The sequence below is a fragment of the Pandoraea eparura genome, from assembly GCF_902459725.1.
In the GTDB taxonomy this organism is placed as follows: Bacteria; Pseudomonadota; Gammaproteobacteria; order Burkholderiales; family Burkholderiaceae; genus Pandoraea; species Pandoraea eparura.
In genome coordinates, this window is the sequence record NZ_CABPSH010000007.1 from 193,757 (window position 1) to 209,868 (window position 16,112).

A 16,112-nucleotide genomic window follows, 5' to 3' on the forward strand; every position below is an offset into this window, starting at 1 on the left:
TTCAAAGGGCCGCGCAGGTCCGCCGTCGAACGTCGATATCGACGTTCCTTTGCCAGCCCCGATTTCACTGACTTCAGGACTCAAGCCTCATGACGACCATCCAGTACGCCTCATCCCGCCTCCTGCCCCCGCAAACCGGACTCACGCGCGACATCAATGTCGGTGGCGTCATGAAGTCGCTCGATTTTCACGGAACGCTCGCGCAATACGCCATGTTGATGATGGAGATGAACAACGGCGAGGCGCAGCACATGATCCAGGAAATGCAGCGACGTCAGAAAGAAGGACAGGAGGCGCGCGAGGTCGGGAACCTGATCGAATCGTTGATCAACGACATCGGCTCGGACACGTCGAAGAAGAAGACCGTCGGTGACGGCATCCGGGCGTTCTTCGACAAGCACAACATCCAGATCACCGTGTACGGCGACGGGACGAAGAAGACCATGATGGAGTGGGAGTCGCGCACGAAGCGGGTCGGCGAACCTGGCTACACCACGCCCACGGGGAGCAACGCGCAATACAACGCGTCCGATCTGCGCACGCTGAAGGCGGCCGCCGAGGGCTTTACCGAGCAGGCGTCCGACAGCCGCACGGTCGACCAGATCAAGATCAACAAGAAGCTGCAGGAGTACAACGGCGCCTCCACGCTGGTGAACACGATCTACAGCTCGCAGGGCTCGCAGCTCAACCAGATCAACGGGTCGATGCGCACATGAGCTCGCCAACGTGCCCGGATATCGCGCCGCTGGCGCCGGGTGTGGACGACGCGCCCGCGATCCTCTCGCGATTCTTCGAAAGCGGGGGCGCGCTGCGCATGCTGGCCGATCTCGACGAAGCCGACCTCGCAAGCGTGCGCGCCCATGCGTGCCAACGCTTCGCCCAAGGCCAGATCGCCGCGGCGCAACGGGTGTACTTCGTGCTTGCCACGCTCGATCAGTGGTCCTTCGACGATTGGTATGGGCTCGGCCTGTGCTACCAGCGACTCGGGCAGCACGAACAGGCGCTGCCGTGCTTCGCGAAGGCCGGCCTGATCCACGCGTCGGACCCGCGCCCGCCGTACCTCGCCGGGATGAGCTACGAACACGCCGGCAACCGGGAATTCGCACGCAAATCGTATGACGCAACGCTGCGCATCTGCGCACAACAGCCTCAGCACGACAAGCTCGCGTGCTCGGCACGTGCGCGACGCGACGCGCTGAATGCCCCTTCGGACAAGACATCGACATGACCGCCATCTATTCCCCACGAGCCGCTTACGCACCCGCCTGGACCGGCGACGTCGGCAACGCGAGCGCGCCCGCTGCTGCCGTCGCCGTCGCGCACGACGGCATCGAGTCACTGGACGCCGCGCGTCAACGACGCGAGCGCCCGGACTGGCTGCGCACCGAAGACTTTGCGCCCGACCCGTCGACCGGCGTCGACTGGCAAGACGCGAACGACGCGTTCGCCCGCCTGCTGAATCGTCTCTTTGCTGTGGGCAGCGGCCTGGCGGCGAACGCACTGGGGGCGTCCAGCGCCGATGGCGCCTCGAACGCTTCGAACGCCTCAGCCCTCTGCGCGCTCGAGAACGTCGATCCGTCGACGCTGGCGATGATGGCGTCGATGATCGCGATGGACGCGTTGGGCGACACTGCGAAGTCCACGCAGCGCGCGCTGACGTTGATGGGCGAACGTCAGGAAAAGCTGCGCCAGGAGGACATCAAGAAGTATCGCGAGCAGATGGACGCGAAGACCGAGGATGCCAACAAGGCCCGCAAGGGCGGCATCTTCGGCGTGGTGTTCGACTGGCTGATCGCGGCGGTCGACGTGGTGGTCGGTGCGGTCAAGGTCGTGACGGGTGTCCTCACCATGAATCCGCTGATGATCGCGGGCGGGGTGGCCGACGTCGGCGCTGGCATTGCCGGGCTCGGCATGGCGTTCCACAGGACGATGGCGCTGGTCGATCCGAAGAACGCGGCCTATCACGAGAACGAAGCGACCAAGTGGGGGCACGCGCAACTGGGGTTTCAGATGCTCGGCATGGTCATCGGCTTCGGCACGTCGGTCAGGGGCTTCCTGGCCAAGCGGGCGACAACCAAGGCCGCGAGCCGCGTGTTCAAGGCGGGCGCCGGTGAGGCGCTGGAGCAGGCGGTCAAGTCGGGCGACAAAACGGCCGTCGCAGCGATCAAGTCTCGCGTGGTCTCGGAGATCGGCTTTGTCGTCGGCAACGAGGTCGGCAAGCGCGTGGGCAAGTCGCTGTTGCAAAGTGGCACGCAGAGCGGTCGCCGGCTCGCGAAGGCCGGCTTCAATCGCATGGCCGAGCAGTTCACGCAGCAGATGGTCGAGCAGATGGCATCGCGCGCCTTCGACAAAGTCGCAAAGACCGCCGCGAAGCAAGTCGCCAAGGGCAAGGCAGTGACGTCGAAGGGGCTGACCCAGGCGTTCGCGTCGAGCATGAACATTCAGGGCTACTTTGCCATTGCGCGGGGGACGTGGTCGCTATCCATGGCCGCGCGCGGTGTGTTCAACGGCGCCAGCTCGCTGGGCCAGGGCATCGTCGGCGTGCAGCGGGCGAAGTTGCAACTCGAAGCCCGCGATCTCGCTGTCGACATGATGTGGTTGCAGTTGCTCATGCAAATGAATGGCGACGACAAGAAGCGCGCCGCAAAGCGCATGGAAACGCTCGTAGGTCAGCAGAGCGACATCGCGGTGTCCACCGGCGAGCAAGTGCAGAAAACGGGCGAGATGCGCATTCGCATCGCGGCCTCGTTGTCGAGGGCGTGAGCCCACGTGGATTTTCCTGACGCGGTGTTTCCCGCGTCGTCTACCTAGGGAGTGATGACATGACTTTTGCATTGGGTTCGACGTTGGCGAATCAACGTCAGGCGGGGATTGCCGCAACCGAGGTCCAGCAACGCGCCGCGACCGACGCGGGGCAGGGCGTGTTGTCGCGCGTTCGCGAGCAGGTTGACGGACTTCAGTCCGCGCAGGCGCTCATTGCCCTGTTTCTCGCCATGCGGGTGGCCGAGCGCAACACCGACCAGGCGTACCGTACGCGGCACGACGCGATGGTGTTCGAGCGGGGCCAGACCGCGCGCACCGAGAAGTACAACGCCAACAACTCGCATTACCGTGCCGGGTTGTATTCGGCCATTGGCGGTATCGTCTCCGGCAGCTTTTCGCTCTTCGGCGGCATCGGAGCGGGCGCGGCAGGCCTTGGGGGCGAGCTGGGCAAGCTGAGAATGGTCGGTACGGCGGTCGGCGAGACGACCAAGGGCGTCAGCCAGTTCGTGAAGTCGCCGTTCGATGTCGTATCCAACGACGATTCACTTGCCGGACGCGACAAGGATGTGCTCGGCGAGTTCGAGATGTCGCTTACCGAGGAGACGCGTCGTACCAACGATCGGCTGCGTCAGCGCATCGACGCGACGAGTGCCGACATCCGTGAAGTGTCGCGGGCGATGTACGGCATGATCGGCCAGCAGGTCACGAAGATGTACGACACCATCCGATAAGCCCATGACCGTTTGCGAGCGCGCCGTTGCGGCATTCTTCAGAGCCCACCGATTCACGGCGCGCGTCGAAATTTGCGAGCGCACACACATCGAACTGGGACAGCGCGTCGAGAACGGCGAGCTGTCCCTTTGTCACCGTCTCGACCGGGTGCCGGCCGGTGTCGTGCTGACGATCACCGACTTCCGGCTTGACGTGCAAGCGAAGGCGAGCGAGCACGCCGTGCGGCGCTTCTGCCAACTGATTCGGACACTGTTGCGCACGGTGCCCCATGTGGGCTACGTGCGCGGCATGATCCTGCCCGGTGTGAGCGACGCACGGGTTCGCTCGGCCCGTTTGCGGCTCGGCGCGATTCTTGAGCGCGAAGGGGCGTTCTGGCGCGAGGAGGACGGCGACCGTTGGCTGGTCTTCTGCCGGGAACCCGCCGTCGACAGGGGCATTCAGGGAAACAGGCCGAGCACGCGCCACCAGAAATAGTCCAGTGGAAAGAGGACGACCAGGGTGATGATCGTCATGACGACGGTGAGCCGCGTGCCGTCGCGCATGCCGACGCCACCCAGATGCATCGCAATCATCATCGGTGGACTTTGATAGGGCAGCAGCGCGGTGGAGAACACCGGCACCTGCAGCATCAGCACCGTGTAGAGCGGCAGGCCGCTCGCGCTCGCGAGTTGTCCGGCGAGCGGGGTGAGGACGGCGGGCAGACCGGGGAGCGTGGCGACCAGACCAATGGCCGCGCCGATGGCGATGAGCCATGCGGCATTGATCGCCGGCGTGCCGGGCGTCATGCTCACGGCATCCAGACACAGCCGCGCGAGCTTCTCGCCCAGCCCCGTATCCGCAACGACCGCGCCCACGCCGAGAAAGCCCGCGACGTAGATGAGCGGCGTGATGTGCATCTGCTCGGTGAAGGTTTTCGGCGTGATGATGTGAATTGCGGGCAGCAGGCAGAGGATCGCCGCGGCGACGGAAATCCAGGCAGGCGAGATGCCATGCCAGGCGTCGGTCGCGAACCCGGCGAGCGCCAACGCGAGCAATACCGACAGGCGTCGGGCGTTATTTGGGAGCGGGGCGGCGGCGCCGGTCGCAACGTCGTTGAGCGGGCCGTCGTCCGGGAACAGGCGGCAGATCACCCACACCAGAATGGCGGCTTTGAGCGCACCGAGAACGGGGAAGTGCAGCAGCAGGTAGGGTGCGTAGTGCAGCTTTACGCCGTAGAACGAGTCCGCCGCGCCCATGAGCACACTGTTCGGAATGTTGGCGGGCAGGATCGTCGTGGGCGGCATGTAGCTCGCGGCGGCGACCATCATCACGAGACCGGTGCGTCCGCGCCGGCCCTCGGTGAGTCCGATGCGATCGGCGAGCGCGAGCACGATGGGGATCAGCAGCAGAATGCGTCCCGTCGTCGATGGCATGACGAACGCCAGGCCCACGCAGGCGACCATCACCGACGCCACATAACGCGCATATGTCGGGCGCTTGAGTGCGAACAACGTCGCGGCCAGTCGAGCACCGAGTCCGGTCGTGCGCACCGCGATACCCGTCACCGCACCGCCAAAGACAAGCCACCATGCAGCCGAATGAAACCCCGCGAAGATCACTTCCGGCTTCGCAACATGCAGCAGAACGGCGAGCAGGAAGAACGTCAGTGTTGTGACCGGTTCCGGAAACAGGCCGAAGGCCCACGCCCCGATGGTGAACAGCACGAGCACGGCGGCCTGTGCCGCCGTGGGCGACAGGCCGAGCGTGGTGCTGCCGTGGCTGGCGGCCCATAGCGCGAGGGCGAGGATGGCATAACCGGCGTAACCGGCCAGGGCGAACAGGCGGGCGCGAAGGCGTTCGCGGCGCAGGGCCCCCCGCGGGGCGGCTCCGGCGGGCGGCGGCTCGGGGGCGTGGGGCGAAGCGGATTCGGTCATGGCGCTTGTCGTTGTAATGATGAGCCAGTCGGACGGGTCACGAGGTCCGGCGTCGAGGAGCGTTCGCGTCGCCCGAGGCATATCGTATGCTAGCGACATTGACAGCGCCATCCGATCTGCACAACGACCGTCGCGAACATGCCACGCTCAGAGCCCTCACCTGCCATGCGCCCCAACGTTTTCTCGATCCTGCGGGCAATGCTTTGCGCGCAACGGTTCACGCGATGACCATTGCCGCACCGAAGCCCTGGTTCCTCTATCTGCTGGAGTGTGCGGGCGGTCGTATCTACACAGGCATCACCGTCGACGTCGAGGCGCGGTATGCGGCGCACGTCGCGGGTAAGGGCGCCCGCTTCACGCGCGCCTATCCACCGTCGCGCATCCTGCTCTCGCTCACGTTTGCCGATCGGTCGGCCGCCTCGCGGGCCGAGTACCGCGTCAAGCAATTGAGCGCGTTGCAGAAGCGCGCGCTCATTGCCGGCACGTTTGACTGCGATTTCGGCAATGCCGGCGAGGTCGACGCCGTCGCCGACCTCAAGGCACCAGACGGGCCTGCCGAATGATCCGGCGCACGTCGCGTTGAATCGCGCCGAACTGTCCGCGCGACGGAATCGGCGACACCACGAGCGCCCAACTGTCGCCGGGCACGGTCTTCTCCACCACGGTGTAGTAGGTCGACTGGGTGCGGAAGAAATCAGCGATGCCGTCGTGACTGATGCGATAGCTGCGCTCGCCCGCGCCCGGCACCATGAATACGCCGAGCGTGTAGTACACATCACGATCCGCGCTGACCGGGCCGGACTGCTTGTCGAGCAACAACGTGCGCAGGGTCGTCTCCGTGAGCAGGCTCGGCCGGCGAATGTCGAATACGCGCCACACCTTGAGCAGCGCGCGGGGCGACATCTGCCATCCGGCGAACGGCGCGAGCAGACGCCAGTTGTCGGGCAGCTTGGCGCCGGTGATGCCCAGCGGCGCGAAGATGTGCGTCTCGCAGAAGTGCTTGTACTCGTCACCGGAAACGGCTTCGATCACCATGCCGAGCAACAGGTACGACACGTTCGAGTAGACAAAGTCGGACTTGCCGGTTGAGTGTCCGGCATCGTCGGCGTCGAGATAGTTGAAGAAGTCGGCGCTGCCGCCCACGCGCCGGATGGCCAACCCGCTGAACAAACCGTTCACGGGATCGTTGTAGCCGTTCGTGGCGAGCCCCGCACGATGCGCGAGCAGGCGTCGCACGGTCAACTCGCGCAACGTCGGGTCGAGCGGCTTGCCGTGCTGTTTCGAATAAGTGTCGAGCAGATCGCCGAGTTTGGCATCGAGCGAGAGTTTGCCCTGCTGCACGAGCAGCGCGATGCCGATGGCCGTCACCGACTTCGACAGGCTGGCGACGGGCAGCAACTGGCGGGCGTCGTCGCCGCGCGTGGCCGCTTCGAGCCCCACGCCGGCATCCGATTCCGTGCGCAGCCACACATGCGACAGGTTGTAGCGCTCCGCGAGCTGGGCCACGCCCTGCGTGAGCGTCGCCTGGCCGATCGGGACCGCCGGCCGGATGGGTGTGGCCGCGCCGGACGACGGCAGGGCCACCACGACCGCGTTCGCGTTCCCGGCAACGGGCGACGAAGCCGTCGACGCGGCGATCGATGTGGCCGTCGACGCGGCCTGGGCGAGCGCATGGCTCGCGTTCATCAACATGGCAGTGCCCAGCAAGGCACTCAGGACTCCGATGGCAGCACGGCGCACAGACACACCCCGCCGCCGCGTCGCGCAAGCGACGACATGGGTCATGCGCCGCGATGCCAGCGGTGTTGTCAGACGTGCCCCTGCCGGACGGCTGTGCCGTTCGACGTACATTTGTTATTTCCCCCCGCGCACGTTGCTTCGAACCACCAATCGACGCGCTTCGGAGTCGGAATGATTCGGGGTGCGCACTTGCCGCATTACGGCGATCTTTGTTATCGAAGTTTAGGAAAAACTTCGTTCAAATAAGTAGTAAAAACCCCGCATTTTACATTAAATTGCCTATATCGGAATCTTGCGCCCATAGTTGAGCGCAATTGAGACGTGACGGGCCCGTGCGGCGGGGCGTCGCGCCGGCGTTCGCCGACGAGACCTGTCACGCATCGCGGTGTAAGCTATCGCCCTGACAGGCGCTGACCCGCCCATAGGCCAGGGAAGCGGCGTCCCGTAGGTGGCGTCGTGCCGGCTGAAGGACCGACCGATACATGACTGAACCCTCCCGCGCGCGCCCGAGCCGGCCCGCCGATGTACCTTCCTCCGTGGCGCTGCCGATGGCCACCGCTGCGGCATCCGCCGGCGGCGACGACGCGGGCGGCCCGCCCGAGCCGCCGACGGCCGACGAGGTCGCCTGGCTCGCCTTGCCCGCGCCGCTGCGCTGGCTCCGGCGCGTGCCGTGGGGCGCGGCCCGGCCGTGGCTGATCGTGGCCGGCGTCGTCCTGCTCGGCCTTTTCGTCTTCGATGCGCTGCATCACATGCTGCGTCACGTGCATTACGACGACATCGTCGCCGCAATTCACGACACGCCCGTGACGCGTCTGGTGCTTGCCATGTTGGCAACGCTGGCGAGTTACGCAGCCCTCACCGGTTACGACATCTCCGGGCTCGGCTTCGCCGGGGCGGCGGTCAAGCGCTCGACGGTCGTGCTCACGTCGTTCATCGCCTATGCGTTGGGCAACTCCGTCGGCCTGGGGGTGCTCACCGGCGGCACGGTGCGCATGCGCATGTACTCCGCCGCGGGCGTCGACGCGTCGAAGGTGGCGCAGGCGGTGGCGTTCAACGCCGGGGCGTTCGGTCTCGGCATGACCGTGTTCGGCTCGCTCGGCATGTTGTGGGGGGCATCGCGCGTTTCCGCGCTGGTGCCGATTCCGGCGTGGCTGTTGCAGGCGCTCGCCTTGCTGCTGCTGGCCGGTGCCGCCGCATTCCTTGTGTTGTGCGCGCGCAAACGCACGGTGCGCTTGCTGAACCGCTGGCCGATTCCGCTGCCGCCGCTGCGGCTCGCGCTGCGTCAGTTGCTGATCTCGGCCGCCGATCTGGGCATGGCGGCCGCCGCCCTGTGGTGTTTGCTGCCCGCCCACGTGGTGGATCTGCCGACCTTCGTCGTCTTCTATGCCATTGCCATGGCGCTTGGCGTACTGAGCCACGTGCCGGGCGGCGTGGGGGTGTTCGAAGCGGTCATTCTGCTCGCGACGAACGGCCACGCGCCCATCAGTCAGGTGGCCGGCGCGCTGGTGCTCTATCGCGGCATCTACTATCTGTTGCCGCTGATGCTTGCGGCGTGCCTGCTCGCGGGCTTCGAGCTGCGTCAGGGGCCGGCGGCGCCGATCGGGCGCGCGGCCGTGCGGCTCTTTCCCGGTCTGTTGGCGGCGCTGACCCTCGTAGCCGGGGTAATGCTGCTGATCTCGGGGGTGACGCCCGCCACGCGCGACGCCGAAGACTTCCTGCGCCATCACGTGCCGCTGCTTCTCGTCGAAGTGTCGCACCTGCTCGGCAGCGTGGCGGGGCTGGCGATGCTGTTCCTCGCCCGCGGTCTGCTGCACCGGCTCGATGCCGCCTGGTGGGGCTCGCTCGGCCTGACGATCATCGCCGCCGTCCTTGCGATTCCCAAGGGCATTGCCGTGTCGGAGTGCTTCGTCCTGGCCGTGCTCGCCACGCTGCTGCTCGTCTCGCGCGAACAGTTCGACCGGCGCTCTTCGCTCTTCACGCAGACGTTCGAGCCGGGATGGATCATCGCCGTGCTCTCGGTGCTCGGCGCCTGTACCTGGCTGATGTTCATGGCGTACCGGCGCGTGGAATACGCGAATCAGCTCTGGTGGCAGTTCACGTTCGACGGCGACGCCCCGCGTTCCATGCGTGCGTTGATGGTCGTGGCCGTGATCGGACTCGGGCTGTCGCTGTGGCAATTGCTGCGCCAGTCGGCCGGTGCGATGGTGCCCGCGAGCGAGGAGGAGTTGGCGCGTGCGCGCGACGTCATCCGCAAGCAACCGGCCGCCGATGCGTGCCTGGCGCTCATGGGCGACAAGAGCTTCCTGTTCTCGCCGTCGGGCAACGCGTTCATCATGTACGCGAAGCACCGCCGGTCGTGGGTGTCGCTCTCGGATCCGGTCGGCGACCAGAAGGAGTGGCCCGAACTGATCTGGCGCTTCATCGAGCTGGCCGATGCCCACGGCGGACGCGCGGCGTTCTACAAGACCCGTCCGCAGGCGCTGCCGCTCTACATCGACGCGGGGCTGCGTGCCTTCAAGCTCGGTGAAGAGGCGTTCGTCTCGCTGCCGGAGTTCGGCCTGCAAGGCGCACGTCGCGCCAATCTGCGTCATGGGGTGGCGCGCGGCGAGCGCGAGGGGCTGACGCTGGAGATCGTGCCGCCGCAAGACGTCGCGCCCCATCTCGCAGACATGCGACGCGTGTCCGACGCGTGGCTCGCGCGCCAGCACACGCGGGAGAAGGGCTTCTCGTTGGGGGCGTTCTCCGACGCGTACGTTGCCCGCCAGCCGGTAGCGCTCGTGCGTCGCGAGGCGCGGCTTGTCGCGTTCGCCACGCTGATGTGCCCAGACGTCCAGCGCATCGAGGCGAGCGTCGACCTGATGCGGCAGGTGCCCGATGCACCGCCCGGCACGATGGACTTCCTGTTTGCAAACCTGATGCTGCATTTCAAGGCGCAGGGCTATCAGCGCTTCGGCCTGGGCATGGCGCCGATGTCAGGCATGGAGACACATCAGCTCGCGCCCCGCTGGCATCGCTTCGGCCGGATGATGTTCGCGCATGGTGCGCGCTTCTATAACTTCCGCGGGCTGCGCAACTTCAAGGACAAATTCGATCCGCAATGGGAGGCGCGTTATCTGATGACGCCGGGCGGCATCGCGCCGATGCTCACGCTGGCCGACGTGGCCGCGCTCGTGGGTGGCGGATGGAAAGGGATCATGACGAAATGACAGGGCACACGATGGCGATGTACGGCAAGGCAGGCGATGAGCAGGCGATGGGCAAGCGCGGGGGCGGCAGGGGGGCATTGCACTGGGTTGGCCGCGTCGCGGTGAGTGCCGCCGCGACCTGGGCGGTGATGATGACGCCGGTCGCCGCGCTGGCCCAGACGCCGACGCCCGCGCCGGAGATCATGACGCACGGCCGCTTCGAGAACGTGCCCATCTTCCGGCCGGCGGGCGAGCCGAATGCGACGGTGCTTTTCTTCTCCGACAACGATGGCTGGACGCCGCGGGCCGAACGGATGGCCCGCGCGCTCGCGGACACCGGCGCGTTGGTGGCCGGCATCGATACCGCGCGACTGATGGCGAACTACACCAAAGACGAGATCGCCTGCATTTACGCGGCGGGCGATCTCGACAACTTTGGTCGTTGGGTCGAGGCGGCTGTCAAGCTGCCGGGCTACACGCCGCCGATTCTCGTGGGCGATGGCGTGGGCGGCACATTCGCTTACGCGATGCTGGCGCAGGCGGGTAACGACACCTTCTCCGGCGCGCTGTCCGTCGATTTTTGTCCGGTGCTGCCCATCGCCCGTCCGCTGTGTCAGGGGGAAGGTGTGCACTTCGCGCGCGGCCTCACGCACACGGCCGGCGGTGCACCGATGCGACTGCTGCCCGCGCCCGTCATGAGTGCGCCGTGGGTGGCGATGGGCGGCCCGGCGGGTGGACCCACCGCGCGCGCGCCGCGCTGCGCGGACCACGTGGCGCAGGCGTTCGCCGCAAGCACGCCGAACGCGAGCTGGCTCGTCGGCGGGCTTGCGGGCAGTCTGGAGGGCATGGATACGTCCGACACGCCGCCCGAGACGGGGGCGTCGTCGACGCCCGTGCTGGCCGATTGGGTAACGCAATACAAGAATGCGTTCCGGCGTCTGAATGCGCATCATGTAGCAGGAACGGCCCGGCCGCCCGCCGCGGTGGCCGACCTGCCGGTGGTTGAGGTGCCGGCGACCGGCAAGCCCACCGCGAACCTGGCCGATACCTTCGCGATTCTGCTGTCGGGCGACGGCGGATGGGCCGGCCTCGACCGCGATGTCGCCGGCGCGCTCTCCGCGCACGGCATTCCGGTGGTGGGCCTGGATTCGCTGCGCTATTTCTGGTCGGCGCGCACCCCGGCGTCCGGCGCGCTCGACATCGACCGCCTCATGCGCTTCTATCAGACGCGCTGGAACAAGAAACGCGTGATTCTGATCGGCTACTCGCAAGGGGCCGATGTGCTGCCGTTCATGGTCAATCGCCTGACGCCGGTCGCCCGCGATCGTGTAGCGCTGCTCGTGTTGATGGGGCTTGGGCAGAAGGCGGACTTCGAGTTCCGCATGACCAATTGGGTGATGTCCAGCCAGAACGGCTTGCCGATTCGACCGGAGGTGGAGCGTCTGCCCGACGGGATGGCCATGTGTGTCTACGGCGCCGACGAAGACGACAGCAACTGCCCGGGGCTCGATCCGAAGCGTGTCCAGGTGGTCAAGATGCCCGGCGGGCACCATTTCGACGGTAACTACACCGGGTTGGCCGACGTGATTCTCCAGGGCGTCGCCAAGCGGTGATGGCCGGTGGCGGGGCGGCGCGATTCGGATGCGCCGCCTTGCCTTCCTTGCAGGCGCTCCGTACACTGCCGCCAGTTTTCCCATCGACCCACGTTCCGCGCATTCCGCACCTTCAGCACCTTTCACATGCTGCGGCACGACACCCAGGAGAAGATCAACATGGCAGAGGGGTATTTCCCGAAGTGGCGGCAACAGGACACGGCCTCGGGCCGCGTGATCGCCCCCGATGAGCGCCTGGCCTGGCCGCAAACCGTTGCGATGGGCGTGCAGCACGTGGTCGCCATGTTCGGCTCGACCGTGCTCGCGCCATTGCTCATGGGGTTTGATCCGAACCTCGCGATCTTCATGTCCGGAATCGGCACGCTGCTCTTCTTCGTGCTCGTCGGCGGTCGTGTGCCCAGCTATCTCGGCTCGAGCTTCGCCTTTATCGGCCTGGTCATCTCGGTGACGGGCTATGCGGGCAGCGGGCCGAACCTGAACATCCCGGTGGCGCTCGGCGGGATCATTGCCTGCGGCGTGCTCTACGCCATCATCGGCCTGATCGTGATGGCCGTCGGCACGCGCTGGATCGAAGCACTCATGCCGCCGGTGGTGACCGGGGCGGTCGTCGCGGTCATCGGCCTGAACCTCGCACCCGTCGCCGTGAAGGGCGTCTCGGGCACAGCCTTCGACACGTGGATGGCGCTGGCGACGGTGCTGTGCGTCGGGCTGGTGGCGGTGCTTGCGCGCGGCATGGTGCAACGTCTGCTGATTCTCGTGGGTCTGCTGTTGGCCTATGCGCTGTACGCCGTGCTGACCAACGGCATGGGGCTCGGCAAGCCGATCGACTTCGCCATCGTGGCGCATGCCGCCTGGTTCGGCCTGCCGCACTTCGCCGCGCCCGTGTTCAAGCCCGAAGCGATGGTGCTGCTCGCCCCGATCGCCATCATCCTCGTGGCCGAGAATCTCGGGCACATCAAGGCAGTAAGCGCCATGACCGGACAGAACCTCGACCGCTACATGGGCCGCGCCTTTCTGGGCGACGGGCTGGCGACCATCGTGTCGGGCAGCGTCGGGGGCACGGGCGTGACGACGTATGCCGAGAACATCGGCGTGATGGCCGTCACGAAGATCTATTCGACACTGGTGTTCGCCGTGGCGGCGGTGATCGCGCTGGTGCTGGGCTTCTCTCCGAAGTTCGGCGCGGTGATCCAGACGATTCCGGGCCCGGTGCTGGGCGGGGTGTCGATCGTGGTGTTCGGCCTGATTACGGTGGCCGGCGCGCGCATCTGGGTGCAGAACAAGGTCGACTTCTCGGATAACCGCAACCTGATCGTCGCGGCCGTCACGCTGGTGCTCGGCGCAGGCGACTTCACGCTGAAGTTCGGCAGCTTCTCGCTCGGGGGCATCGGTTGCGCCACGTTCGGCGCCATCATCCTCTACGCGCTGCTGCGCGGGCGCGAAGCGTCGGCGCCGGCCGCGATGTAAGCCGACTCGCCGGCCTAACCTGCCACGCCGGGCGTGGCCTGCAGCCGTTCGAGCAATTGCCGTGCGTAGACGGGCAGGGCGTCGCGCTCACGCACGCACAGCACCAGCGTGCGCAGGGCCCAGGCGTCGGAGAGCGGCACGATGCCGAGGTCCAGCGTGGCGGCCGAGCGCGCGGCGGCACTCAGCGGCACGATACCCAGCGCGGCCCCCGCCGCCACAGCGCGGCACAGGCTGTCGAAGTCTCGCAGGCGCAGACGGTAGCGCATCGGCCGGCCGGCTCGCCTGGCATGCCCGTCGAGGTGCTCGGCCAGCGCGCTGGGCTCTGGCAGGCCGATGAACTCCGCGTCCAGGACATCGATGAAGGCCACCTCGGCGCGCGAGGCCAACGCGTGCCCCGGCGGCGTGACGACCACCAGCCGGTCCTGCCGGAATGGCACTGTCTCGAGCCCTGTCAATTCGATCCAGTCGGAGACCACGCCGATATCGGCCGCGCCTTCGAGCACCGCTTGCACAACGGCCTGACTCGTCTGCTCGCGCAGCGAGATCTCCACGTTCGGATGCTCGGCAAGGAACGCGCCCAGCAGATCGGGCAGGAACTCGGACATCGCGACCGTATTGGAGGCGACGCGCACATTCCCCTTGAGTCCCGCCGCGTATTCACCGAGCTCGCCGCGCATCTGTTCGATCTGGGCGAGCACGCGCTGGGCATGCGCGAGCAGGGCGCGTCCGGCGGGGGTGGGAATCACGCCCTGGCGGTGGCGCATGAAGAGGGCGACACCCAGCGTCTCTTCCAGGCCGCGAATGCGGGCACTGGCGGAGGCCAGGGTCAGATGGGCGCGCTCGGCGCCGCCGGTGATGCTGCCGGCGTCGGCAACCAGCAGGCACAGGCGCAGGTCGGTCAGATCGAATCGCACAGAGGGCCGAGGCATCGGGGCAATGGCGTCAGTGTAGTGGCTTGGGCGAAAAGTGCGCAGGCGCGCGGTGGAACGTCCGAATTTCGGTGCTCGTGTGCGCGCGACTACCGATGCCGACTGACTTGGGAAAGGGCACATGGTAAACTACGCCCATTCAAGACACGGCCGTACCCGCGACGGCCTCGCCCGCCAAGCCGCTTGTTTTCATCCGTCGGCGGGTCGTCTTGCCGGCGTCTTTCGGCGCATCGCCCCAATGAGCGCGATGCCTGTCGCACGCCCTACGCGGGCATTCCCTCAAGAACACACAACATCGATACGCGCGGGGACACCCATCGTGGCGCCCGCGCATTGGTCTATATATGTCTTTTGAAACGCTCGGCCTGTCGGCCGACATCCTGCGTGCCGTGGCCGACCTTGGCTACACGCAACCGACACCCATTCAACTGCAAGCGATTCCGGCCGTCCTGCAAGGCGGCGACCTCCTCGCCGGCGCCCAGACCGGTACCGGCAAGACGGCGGGCTTCACGCTGCCGATCCTGCAAATGCTCTCCACGCGCTCGCGCGCGGTGGCGGCCAACGGCAAGCGCCCCGTGCGCGCGCTCGTGCTGACGCCCACGCGCGAACTGGCCGCCCAGGTCGAGGAAAGCGTCACGCAATACGGCAAGTACTTGCGCCTCACGTCCATGACCGTGTTCGGCGGCGTGTCGATGGTGCCGCAAGTCAAGCAATTGGCGCGCGGCGTGGACATTCTCGTCGCGACCCCTGGCCGTCTGCTCGATCACATGCAACAGAAGACGGTTGACCTGTCAGCCGTCGAGATCCTCGTGCTCGACGAAGCCGACCGCATGCTCGACATGGGCTTCATTCGCGATATCCGCCGGGTGCTGGCGGCGCTGCCGGCGAAGCGCCAGAACCTGCTGTTCTCGGCCACGTTCTCCGACGAGATCAAGCAACTGGCCGACGGCCTGCTCAAGTCGCCCGCGCTGATCGAAGTGGCGCGTCGCAACACGACCGCCGAGACCGTCGCGCAGAAGATCCACCCGGTCGACCGCGATCGCAAGCGCGAATTGCTCGAACACCTCGTGCGCGAGCACAACTGGTTCCAGGTACTTGTGTTCACGCGCACCAAGCACGGTGCGAACCGACTGGCCGAGCAGCTCACGAAGGGCGGCATTCCTGCGCTCGCCATTCACGGCAACAAGAGTCAGGGTGCCCGCACGCGCGCACTCGCCGAATTCAAGAGTGGCACGTTGCAGGTGTTGGTCGCGACCGATATCGCCGCACGCGGCATCGACATCGACCAGTTGCCCCATGTGGTCAACTTCGACCTGCCGGAAGTGGCGGAAGACTATGTGCACCGCATCGGCCGCACGGGACGCGCTGGCGCAAACGGCGAGGCGGTGTCGCTCGTGTGCGTGGACGAGCATCAACTGCTCACGCAGATCGAACGTCTCATCAAGCGCACCATCGAGCGCGAAGTGATCCCGGGCTTCGATCCGGATCCGCATGCCGTGGCGCAACCGATTCGCAAGACGCAACAAGGCCGAGGGGCCGGTGGTGGACGTGGCGCACGCAGCGGCGACGACGACGCGCGTCAACCGCGTGCACCGCGCGAAGCCCGTGAGCCGCGCGACGGCGGTCGTGGCGCGCGCCAGGGCGGTGAGCCGAAGGCGCGTCGCGAGGGCGAGCGCAGTGGCCGAAAAGGCGGTGGCGCCGGGAACGGCGCCCAGGTTGCGAACGTGGGGCAAGGCGTGCAGCAACGCCATTCGGCGCAGGCGCCCAAGC

General features: G+C 66.7%; 13 protein-coding genes. 10 read left to right on the forward strand and 3 right to left on the reverse strand.

The genetic code is table 11. The annotated features are described in order from the left end of the window. Nucleotides 1–89 precede the first annotated feature (89 nt). From PEP31012_RS15650 to PEP31012_RS15670, 5 genes are read left to right on the forward strand one after another with little or no spacing between them, the layout of a single operon-like run. The gene (locus tag PEP31012_RS15650; protein WP_150590252.1) at nucleotides 90–716 is read left to right on the forward strand and encodes a hypothetical protein; all 627 of its coding nucleotides are present in this window, start codon (nucleotides 90–92) and stop codon (nucleotides 714–716) included. Then, on the forward strand, nucleotides 713–1,228 hold the full coding sequence (locus PEP31012_RS15655) for a tetratricopeptide repeat protein (RefSeq protein WP_150590253.1): 516 nt from the start codon (nucleotides 713–715) through the stop codon (nucleotides 1,226–1,228). The genes PEP31012_RS15650 and PEP31012_RS15655 overlap by 4 nt, the downstream gene beginning before the upstream one ends. Then, a complete protein-coding gene (gene sctE / locus PEP31012_RS15660) occupies nucleotides 1,225–2,763 on the forward strand; it encodes a type III secretion system translocon subunit SseC family protein (protein ID WP_150590254.1) in 1,539 nt (512 codons plus the stop codon). The genes PEP31012_RS15655 and sctE overlap by 4 nt, the downstream gene beginning before the upstream one ends. Nucleotides 2,764–2,822: 59 nt before the next feature. Beyond that, nucleotides 2,823–3,494: a hypothetical protein gene (locus PEP31012_RS15665; RefSeq protein ID WP_150590255.1), complete on the forward strand. Its 672-nt coding sequence runs from the start codon at nucleotides 2,823–2,825 to the stop codon at nucleotides 3,492–3,494. A 4-nt stretch (nucleotides 3,495–3,498) separates the two neighbouring features. Beyond that, nucleotides 3,499–3,969, forward strand: a complete 471-nt coding sequence (locus PEP31012_RS15670; protein ID WP_150590256.1) for a hypothetical protein — start codon at nucleotides 3,499–3,501, stop codon at nucleotides 3,967–3,969. Here the strand turns inward: PEP31012_RS15670 and PEP31012_RS15675 are convergent. Beyond that, on the reverse strand, nucleotides 3,933–5,408 hold the full coding sequence (locus PEP31012_RS15675; protein WP_150590257.1) for an SLC13 family permease: 1,476 nt from the start codon (nucleotides 5,406–5,408) through the stop codon (nucleotides 3,933–3,935). The genes PEP31012_RS15670 and PEP31012_RS15675 overlap by 37 nt on opposite strands. Nucleotides 5,409–5,494: 86 nt before the next feature. On the opposite strand from PEP31012_RS15675, the gene PEP31012_RS15680 reads away from it, so the two are divergent. Continuing rightward, entirely contained in the window at nucleotides 5,495–5,971 is a 477-nt protein-coding gene (locus PEP31012_RS15680; RefSeq protein WP_246171325.1) for a GIY-YIG nuclease family protein, read from the forward strand. Here PEP31012_RS15680 and PEP31012_RS15685 read toward each other — a convergent pair. Next, nucleotides 5,943–7,259, reverse strand: coding sequence for a serine hydrolase domain-containing protein (locus PEP31012_RS15685; protein ID WP_150590258.1), 1,317 nt, complete (start codon nucleotides 7,257–7,259; stop codon nucleotides 5,943–5,945). The genes PEP31012_RS15680 and PEP31012_RS15685 overlap by 29 nt on opposite strands. Before the next feature lie 371 nt (nucleotides 7,260–7,630). Between PEP31012_RS15685 and mprF the strand changes: the two genes are divergently transcribed. From mprF to PEP31012_RS15700, 3 genes are all read left to right on the forward strand, one after another. Further along, the gene (mprF, locus tag PEP31012_RS15690) at nucleotides 7,631–10,354 is read left to right on the forward strand and encodes a bifunctional lysylphosphatidylglycerol flippase/synthetase MprF (protein WP_246171326.1); all 2,724 of its coding nucleotides are present in this window, start codon (nucleotides 7,631–7,633) and stop codon (nucleotides 10,352–10,354) included. Then, complete coding sequence (locus PEP31012_RS15695; RefSeq protein WP_217427141.1) at nucleotides 10,351–11,946, forward strand: virulence factor family protein; 1,596 nt, start codon at nucleotides 10,351–10,353, stop codon at nucleotides 11,944–11,946. Before mprF ends, PEP31012_RS15695 begins: the two co-directional genes overlap by 4 nt. Nucleotides 11,947–12,105: 159 nt before the next feature. Further along, nucleotides 12,106–13,413, forward strand: coding sequence for a solute carrier family 23 protein (locus PEP31012_RS15700; RefSeq protein ID WP_150590278.1), 1,308 nt, complete (start codon nucleotides 12,106–12,108; stop codon nucleotides 13,411–13,413). Between the two features lie 14 nt (nucleotides 13,414–13,427). Here PEP31012_RS15700 and PEP31012_RS15705 read toward each other — a convergent pair whose 3' ends face one another. Continuing rightward, entirely contained in the window at nucleotides 13,428–14,327 is a 900-nt protein-coding gene (locus PEP31012_RS15705) for a LysR family transcriptional regulator (RefSeq protein WP_150590279.1), read from the reverse strand. A 359-nt stretch (nucleotides 14,328–14,686) separates the two neighbouring features. Between PEP31012_RS15705 and PEP31012_RS15710 the strand changes: the two genes are divergently transcribed. Continuing rightward, nucleotides 14,687–16,112, forward strand: a 1,426-nt coding sequence (locus PEP31012_RS15710) for a DEAD/DEAH box helicase (RefSeq protein ID WP_150590259.1), incomplete at its 3' end; no start/stop codon positions are given.

Bases quoted from the DNA above. Each gene is read 5' to 3' on its own strand.
- PEP31012_RS15675 (WP_150590257.1), bottom strand. From the start codon at position 5,408: ATGACCGAATCCGCTTCGCCCCACGCCCCCGAGCCGCCGCCCGCCGGA.
- PEP31012_RS15695 (WP_217427141.1), top strand. From the start codon at position 10,351: ATGACAGGGCACACGATGGCGATGTACGGCAAGGCAGGCGATGAGCAG.
- PEP31012_RS15655 (WP_150590253.1), top strand. From the start codon at position 713: ATGAGCTCGCCAACGTGCCCGGATATCGCGCCGCTGGCGCCGGGTGTG.
- mprF (WP_246171326.1), top strand. From the start codon at position 7,631: ATGACTGAACCCTCCCGCGCGCGCCCGAGCCGGCCCGCCGATGTACCT.
- sctE (WP_150590254.1), top strand. From the start codon at position 1,225: ATGACCGCCATCTATTCCCCACGAGCCGCTTACGCACCCGCCTGGACC.
- PEP31012_RS15700 (WP_150590278.1), top strand. From the start codon at position 12,106: ATGGCAGAGGGGTATTTCCCGAAGTGGCGGCAACAGGACACGGCCTCG.
- PEP31012_RS15665 (WP_150590255.1), top strand. From the start codon at position 2,823: ATGACTTTTGCATTGGGTTCGACGTTGGCGAATCAACGTCAGGCGGGG.
- PEP31012_RS15670 (WP_150590256.1), top strand. From the start codon at position 3,499: ATGACCGTTTGCGAGCGCGCCGTTGCGGCATTCTTCAGAGCCCACCGA.
- PEP31012_RS15685 (WP_150590258.1), bottom strand. From the start codon at position 7,259: ATGTACGTCGAACGGCACAGCCGTCCGGCAGGGGCACGTCTGACAACA.
- PEP31012_RS15650 (WP_150590252.1), top strand. From the start codon at position 90: ATGACGACCATCCAGTACGCCTCATCCCGCCTCCTGCCCCCGCAAACC.
- PEP31012_RS15680 (WP_246171325.1), top strand. From the start codon at position 5,495: ATGCTAGCGACATTGACAGCGCCATCCGATCTGCACAACGACCGTCGC.